Here is a 7,202-nt window from a genome sequence, read left to right as displayed (position 1 = left end):
CCCGCTGGAAGAATAGCCGCGGCCCGACGCCTGCGGCGTCGACGCATGCGAACGCGGCCCCCTGCTTTTCGGCGGGCAGTGCGCGGTCGAAGTCGTTCCAATCAGCGAACCCCTCCGGCGGAGGGGGTACGACGTAGCCGAGCGCCTCACACCAGAAGCGAGCGACGCGCTCGGGTGCTGCGCAGTCGAACGTGACCTGGAATTGCCGGACCGCCACCATTTCCCCACAATAGCGGCGCGCGCCGACGCCCAAAGAAACGCCGGCGCTCAGTTGGCCAGCACCAGCGTTGAACCGGAACTCGGCTAGACGTTGAACCTGAACTCGACCACGTCACCGTCGGCCATCACGTAGTCCTTGCCCTCTATGCGCACCTTGCCCGCCGACTTGGCGGCCGCCATCGAGCCGGCCGCCACCAGATCGTCGAAGGAGACGATCTCGGCCTTGATGAAGCCCTTCTCGAAGTCGGTGTGGATGACGCCAGCGGCCTTTGGAGCGGTGTCGCCGCGGTGAATCGTCCACGCCCGTGACTCCTTGGGCCCGGCCGTCAGGTAGGTCTGCAACTTCAAGGTGTGAAAACCCGCTCGCGCCAATGCATCCAGGCCCTTCTCGGTCTGACCGATGGACTCGAGCAGCTCGGCGGCAGATTCGTCGTCGAGCTCCTGCAGCTCGGCCTCGATCTTGGCGTCGAGGAAGACGGCGTCGGCCGGCGCCACCAGCTCGCGTAGCTCGGCCTTGCGCGCCTCATCGGTGAGCACCGACTCATCGGCGTTGAAGACGTACAGGAACGGCTTGGTCGTCATCAGGTTCAGCTCACGCAGCGACGAGACGTCGGCACCGGCCGCGAACAGTGTCGTGCCAGCGTCGAGCGTCTCCTGCGCCGCCACCGCGGCCTCGTGAATCGGCTTGCGGTCCTTGTTGTTCCGCGCCTCCTTCTCCAGACGCGGTACCGCCTTCTCCAGCGTCTGCAAGTCCGCGAGGATCAGCTCCGTCTCGATGACCTCGATATCGGACTTCGGGTCGACCTTGCCGTCGACGTGCACGACGTCGTCGTCGGCGAACACGCGGACCACCTGACAAATCGCGTCGCATTCGCGAATGTTGGCCAGGAACTTGTTCCCCAGCCCGGCCCCCTCCGACGCCCCCTTGACGATGCCCGCGATGTCCACGAACGTCACCGGCGCGGGCACGGTCTTCTCCGACGAGAAGATCTCGGCGAGCTTGTCGAGTCGCGGATCGGGCAGCGCGACCACACCCTCGTTCGGCTCGATGGTGGCGAACGGGTAGTTGGCGGCGAGTACGTCATTGCGCGTCAAAGCGTTGAACAGCGTTGACTTGCCGACGTTGGGTAATCCGACGATTCCGAGGTTGAGGCCCACGGATTGAATAGTCTAGGCGTCCGCGAGAGGCGCGCCCGCGCGCGCGGGCAGCGCTCTCCGCGCGATTGCCGGTACGGTCGACGTGTGTCACGACTGCGCGGACGGTCGGCGGTGGCCGCCGACCTACGATCGGCGCTGCCCCTTGTCCCCGGAATCCCCTGGTGGGGGGCGGCGCTCGTGGCGAGCACCCTTACGGCGATCGGCGTCGCCTACGACGCCGGGACCGGAAACAACGCCCTCGGCGGCGTCTTCACGGTGTTCTACGTCCTCGGGTGTATTGCGGCGGTCGTGGCGGTCCGTCAGTCCGGCATCTTCACCGCAGTGATCCAGCCACCGCTCATTCTCTTCGTCGCGGTCCCGTTCGCCTACTTCGTGTTCCACGGCAGCACGTTCACCGGCATCAAGGACACGCTGATCAACTGCGGTTATCCGCTGATCGAGCGATTCCCGCTGATGTTCTTCACGACGGCCACCGTGCTGCTCATCGGCATGGTCAGGTGGTACCTGGGGGCTGCGGCGAAGCGGGCCGTACCCACGGACGCGGAGACGGTGCTCGATGCGCCCGAGGATGTGGTCGAGACCACGACCGTGGCTGCCGCGCCCCCCAAGCCGCGTCGCCGCACGCGGAGTGCGACGGCTCGCGCGAGTCGGGCGCCCTCGACGGCGGCGGCATTCGGCGCCACGGAGGACGAGGCGCCGCCCCGCCCGCCGCGCAAGTCCGCCAAGAGTGCAGCGGCCGGTTCAGAGCGGTCGTCCGGGGCCGCCGCGAGTACGGGCTCGAGACGCTCGCGTCATTCTCGTCCACCGGAGACCGAGATCATCGAGCCGGTGCCGAACCGGCCGCGCCGACGGAACACGCCACCGGTCGATCCACCCGCCGAGCCGCGCCGACGCCCCCGAGCCGGCGAGCCCCGTCAGCGCGAACCACGGGATCGCGATCCGCGCGACCGGCGGCCACTGCCCCCGGTGGACCGGCGAAACCCCGCTGAGCGGGCTGAACGACCCGACCGGTACGAGCGCCCCCAACGACGCGAACGTCCCGACGAGCGGCCAGAACGACCCCAGAGACGGCCCCGCGCTGCGGACTACGAAGCGTACGAGCCTCCCCCGACGAACCGCACCAACGGCGGCAGCGGGACGCATCACCCGGTCTCACGCGTGAGGTACCGGGGCGCCGATGACGGCGAGTCGCGGGTGGAACAGCGCACCCGGCCGCGCCGATCCCGGCATGCGGCCCCCGACTCCTGGGAGTACGACGACTAGCGCTTGGGCCTGATCTCACGCGGCAGGGTGAATACCAGCGTCTCGTTGGCGGTCGTCACCGGCTGCACGGTGCCGTAGCCGTACTCGGCCAGCCGCTCCAGCACGCCGCGCACCAGGACCTCCGGTACCGATGCCCCCGAGGTCACGCCGACGGTCATGACGCCGTCGAGCCACTTCGGATCGATGTCCTCGGCGTAGTCGACCAGGTACGAGGCGTCGGAACCGGCGTTGAGCGCTACCTCGACCAACCGCACCGAGTTCGACGAGTTGCGCGAACCCACCACGATGACCAGCTCGCACTCGGGCGCCATCGCCTTGACCGCCACCTGACGGTTCTGGGTGGCGTAGCAGATGTCGTCGCTGGGCGGATCCTGCAGCTTCGGGAAGCGCTCGCGCAGCCGCTTCACGGTCTCCATGGTCTCGTCGACACTCAACGTGGTTTGCGACAGCCAGATGACCTTGTTCTCGTCACGCACGGTGACCTTGTCGACCGAAGAAGGACCGTCGACCAGCTGCACGTGATCGGGCGCCTCGCCAGCCGTGCCGACGACCTCTTCGTGGCCCTCGTGACCGACCAGGAGGATGTCGTAGTCGTCGCGGGCGAACCGCTTGGCTTCGTTGTGGACCTTGGTGACCAACGGGCAGGTGGCGTCGATGGTGTGCAGGTTGCGTTCAGCCGCTTCCACGTGGACCGTCGGTGCGACGCCGTGCGCGGAGAACACCACGATGGCCCCTTCGGGAACCTCGCTGGTCTCCTCGACGAACACGGCCCCCGCCTTGGCCAGCGTCTCGACGACGTGCACGTTGTGGACGATCTCGTGCCGGACGTACACCGGCGCCCCGTGCTTCTCCAGTGCGCGCTCAACCGTCTCGACCGCGCGGTCGACGCCTGCGCAGTACCCGCGCGGCTCGGCCAGCAGCACCCGTTTGCCGTCGACCGGCGTGACGACCGAGCGGGTAGCACCCGGCATACCCATGTTGATCGTCTGCGCCATGTTCCCAGGGTACTTACCCACGGCCTGCTACCACCACTTGCAGGACCCCTCGACGGACCGGCCGTACTCTTGCACCCATGGCAACAGCACCATATGGAGTCCGTCTGCTGGTCGGCGCTGCGGTGACCGCCCTCGAGGAAACTCGCCGGCTGCCGCAGACCATCGTGATGTACCCGATGACCGTCGTCAGCCAGGTGGCACAGCTGGTGATGAAGATGCAGCAGGACGTAGCCGGTTTGGTGATCAAGGGCGACGAGACGCTCGATCAGCTGTTTCCCCCCAAGGACGAGCAGCCCGAGTGGGCGACGTTCGACGAGGACGCCGACGACCTGGTCGACGCCGGAGCTCCTCACAACGGGGAACGCCTGACCGAGGGCCGGTTCGCGCTCTACACCACCGGCGAGCCGGACTCTGTGCCCGAACCGACGGCGGCGGCCGGCCCGGGCCCGTCCACACCGGGCATCGTGGCCGAGCTGGACTACGAGTCCCTGACCCTGGCCCAACTGCGCGCCCGACTTCCGCAGCTGCGGGTCGCCGACCTGGATGCGCTGCTGGCCTACGAGGGCAGCACCAAGGCGCGCGCGCCGTTCCAGACGCTGCTGGCCAACAGGATCACTCGCGCGACCGCCAAATGATCAACCCCGTCGCTTCGCTCACCCCGCAATGATTACCCCGTCGCTTCGCTCGCCCCGCCCGTGACCGAACCCGAACAGGGCAAGTCCCCCGACAACCCCTGGCCGGTGCGGGCCGTCGCCACCCGGGTCGCCAAGTACATCGACCGGCTCGGGATGGTGTGGATCGAGGGCCAGCTGACCGAGCTGAAGCTGCGCCAGTCGACCGCGTGGATGGTGCTGCGTGACCCCGCCGCCGACATGTCGCTCTCGGTGAGTTGTCCGCGCGACCTCGTCATCAACGCCCCGGTGCCGCTATCGGAGGGCACGCAGGTGATCATGCTCGGCCGGCCGCAGTTCTACACCCGCAATGGTTCCTTCAGCCTGCGCATCCACGAGATCCGAGCAGTCGGAGTAGGTGAACTGCTGGCCCGCATCGAACGTCTGCGCAAACTCCTGGACGCAGAAGGGCTGTTCGATCCTCGACTCAAGCGACCAATACCGTTTCTGCCCAACATGATCGGGCTAATTACGGGGCGGGCATCGGACGCCGAGCGGGACGTGACGACGGTCGCGGGTGCACGTTGGCCCGCGGTGCGGTTCGCCCTGCGCAACACGAACGTCCAAGGCCCCAAGGCGGTCCCGCAGATCGTCGACGCGCTCCGCGATCTCGACGCCGACCCCGACGTCGACGTCATCGTGATCGCCCGCGGCGGGGGCAGCGTCGAGGACCTCCTGCCGTTCTCCGACGAGACCCTGTGCCGTGAGATCGCCAAGTGCACCACGCCGATCGTGAGCGCGATCGGCCACGAGCCCGACAACCCGTTGTGCGATCTAGTGGCGGACGTGCGAGCCGCGACCCCCACCGACGCGGCCAAGCGCGTGGTACCCGACGCGGTCGCCGAGCAGGCACTGGTCGCCGATCTGTGCCGACGCAGCGCGCGGGCCCTGCGCAACTGGGTGCACCGCGAACAGCACACGCTGACGCAGTTGCGCAGCCGCCCGGTGCTGGCACAGCCGCTGCAGGCGCTCACGGCCCGCGCCGAGGAGATACACCGGGCGCGGTCCACCGCGCGCCGTGACGTCACCCGGCTACTCGAGGCCGAGACCAAGAGTGTCGGGCACCTGTCGGCGCGGCTCACCACACTGGGGCCGGCGGCCACGCTGGCGCGGGGTTACGCCGTGGTCCAGCTCGCGGACTCGATGGCGGTGCTGCGGTCGACGAAGGACGCTCCGGCGGGTACCCGGCTGCGGGTGCGCGTGGCCAATGGCGCGATAACGACGGTTAGCGAGGGGTTGGATGAAGGCCATTAGTCAAATGGGTTACGAGGAATCACGCGATGAACTCATCGAGGTGGTGCGTCAGCTCGAACAGGGTGGCCTCGACCTCGACGCCTCGCTGAAACTGTGGGAAAGGGGCGAGGAGCTGGCCAAACGATGCGAGGAGCACCTTGCCGGCGCACGCGAGAAAGTCGAGAAGGCACTCGCCTCCAGGGATGACGAAGATGCTTGAGAACGAAACCAGTCGTCGGCATGACAGTCGAAACTGGAACACGTTTCAGTTAGTCTCACCGCATGGGTGACTCAACGCTGACCACTGACCTTGGCCACGTGCTGGTGACCGGGGGCTCCGGCTTCGTCGGCGCCAACCTGGTGACCGAGCTACTCGACCGCGGCCACGCGGTCCGTTCGTTCGACCGCGTGCCATCGCCACTGCCGCAGCACGACCGGCTCCACACCGTCGTCGGAGACATCACCGACGACGCGGACGTCGCCAACGCCGTGGAGGGCATCGACACCGTCATTCACACCGCGGCGATCATCGACCTGATGGGCGGCGGGTCGGCACCGGCCCGGGAGCGCAGCTTCGCGGTGAACGTCGGCGGCACTCAGAACCTCGTCCACGCAGCTCGGACCGCCGGCGTGAAGCGGTTCGTGTACACCGCGTCCAACAGCGTGGTGATGGGCGGCCAGCGCATCGTCAACGGCGACGAAACCATCCCCTACACAACGCGTTTCAACGATCTCTACACCGAGACCAAGGTCACCGCCGAGAAGTTCGTGCTGGCAGCCAACGGCGTCGACGGGATGCTGACCTGTTCGATCCGACCCAGCGGCATCTGGGGCCGCGGTGACCAGACCATGTTCCGCAAGGTGTTCGAGAGCGTGCTCGCCGGGCACGTCAAGGTGCTGGTCGGCGGCAAGGACGTCAAGCTCGACAACTCATACGTGCACAACCTGATTCACGGCTTCATCCTCGCCGGTGAGCACCTCGTCCCCGGCGGCACCGCACCCGGCCAGGCGTACTTCGTCAACGACGGCGAACCGATCAACATGTTCGAGTTCACCCGACCGGTCGTCGAGGCCTGCGGGCAGCGTCTTCCGACGTTCCGCGTGTCGGGACGGCTGGTTCATGCGGTGATGACGGTGTGGCAGTGGCTGCACTTCCGCTTCGGTCTGCCAAAGCCACTGCTGGAACCGCTGGCGGTGGAACGCATCTACCTGGACAACTACTTCTCGGTGGCCAAGGCGCAGCGCGACCTCGGCTACCGGCCGCTGTTCACCACCGAAGAGGCCATGGCGCAGTGCCTCCCGTTCTACACCGAGCTTTTCGAGCAGATGAAGGGCACCGGCAAGTCCGCACCCGCCATCGCGTGATCGCGGGTGCGAGAAGTTCGGCCAACGTCTGACACGGGCCGTCAGACGCGCATAACCTCGTTCTCGCACGTGGACTCGAGATTCACGTCGTCGACAGAGGGGGCTCGAAATGCCCAACGGCAAACCCAACATCCTGGTCATCTGGGGCGATGACATCGGCATCTCCAACCTGAGCTGCTACAGCGACGGCCTGATGGGCTATCGCACGCCGAACATCGACCGGATCGCCAACGAGGGCATGCGATTCACTGATTCCTACGGCGAGCAAAGCTGTACCGCGGGCCGCGCTGCGTTCATC

The 7,202-nt window shown here is 67.2% G+C and carries 9 protein-coding genes; 6 read left to right on the top strand and 3 right to left on the bottom strand.

What is annotated here, in order from left to right:
• Window positions 1–220, bottom strand: a 220-nt coding sequence (locus ACRDUX_RS18025) for a VOC family protein (protein ID WP_526415386.1), incomplete at its 3' end; no start/stop codon positions are given.
• Between the two features lie 83 nt (window positions 221–303).
• Window positions 304–1,377 (bottom strand): redox-regulated ATPase YchF, encoded by a 1,074-nt coding sequence (gene ychF, locus ACRDUX_RS18020; RefSeq protein ID WP_526415385.1) that lies wholly within the window; start codon window positions 1,375–1,377, stop codon window positions 304–306.
• Between the two features lie 84 nt (window positions 1,378–1,461).
• On the opposite strand from ychF, the gene ACRDUX_RS18015 reads away from it, so the two are divergent.
• Window positions 1,462–2,640 (top strand): DUF6542 domain-containing protein, encoded by a 1,179-nt coding sequence (locus ACRDUX_RS18015; RefSeq protein ID WP_526415384.1) that lies wholly within the window; start codon window positions 1,462–1,464, stop codon window positions 2,638–2,640.
• Here the strand turns inward: ACRDUX_RS18015 and ACRDUX_RS18010 are convergent.
• On the bottom strand, window positions 2,637–3,635 hold the full coding sequence (locus ACRDUX_RS18010; RefSeq protein WP_526415383.1) for a 4-hydroxy-3-methylbut-2-enyl diphosphate reductase: 999 nt from the start codon (window positions 3,633–3,635) through the stop codon (window positions 2,637–2,639). The genes ACRDUX_RS18015 and ACRDUX_RS18010 overlap by 4 nt on opposite strands.
• 77 nt (window positions 3,636–3,712) lie before the next feature.
• Here ACRDUX_RS18010 and ACRDUX_RS18005 point away from each other — a divergent pair, with 77 nt between their 5' ends.
• The 5 genes from ACRDUX_RS18005 to ACRDUX_RS17985 form a co-directional block, all read left to right on the top strand.
• A complete protein-coding gene (locus ACRDUX_RS18005; protein WP_526415382.1) occupies window positions 3,713–4,270 on the top strand; it encodes a lipid droplet-associated protein in 558 nt (185 codons plus the stop codon).
• A gap of 60 nt (window positions 4,271–4,330) precedes the next feature.
• The gene (gene xseA, locus ACRDUX_RS18000; RefSeq protein ID WP_526415381.1) at window positions 4,331–5,560 is read left to right on the top strand and encodes an exodeoxyribonuclease VII large subunit; all 1,230 of its coding nucleotides are present in this window, start codon (window positions 4,331–4,333) and stop codon (window positions 5,558–5,560) included.
• Window positions 5,547–5,759, top strand: a complete 213-nt coding sequence (locus tag ACRDUX_RS17995) for an exodeoxyribonuclease VII small subunit (RefSeq protein ID WP_526415380.1) — start codon at window positions 5,547–5,549, stop codon at window positions 5,757–5,759. The genes xseA and ACRDUX_RS17995 overlap by 14 nt, the downstream gene beginning before the upstream one ends.
• 62 nt (window positions 5,760–5,821) lie before the next feature.
• Window positions 5,822–6,904, top strand: coding sequence for a 3-beta-hydroxysteroid dehydrogenase (locus ACRDUX_RS17990; RefSeq protein ID WP_526415379.1), 1,083 nt, complete (start codon window positions 5,822–5,824; stop codon window positions 6,902–6,904).
• 109 nt (window positions 6,905–7,013) lie between these two features.
• Window positions 7,014–7,202 (top strand): sulfatase-like hydrolase/transferase (locus tag ACRDUX_RS17985; protein ID WP_526415378.1); only part of this gene is annotated, 189 nt, incomplete at its 3' end.

The organism is Mycobacterium sp. (assembly GCF_050701675.1).
GTDB lineage: Bacteria > Actinomycetota > Actinomycetes > Mycobacteriales > Mycobacteriaceae > Mycobacterium.
This window is presented reverse-complemented; position numbering and strand designations above follow the sequence as displayed.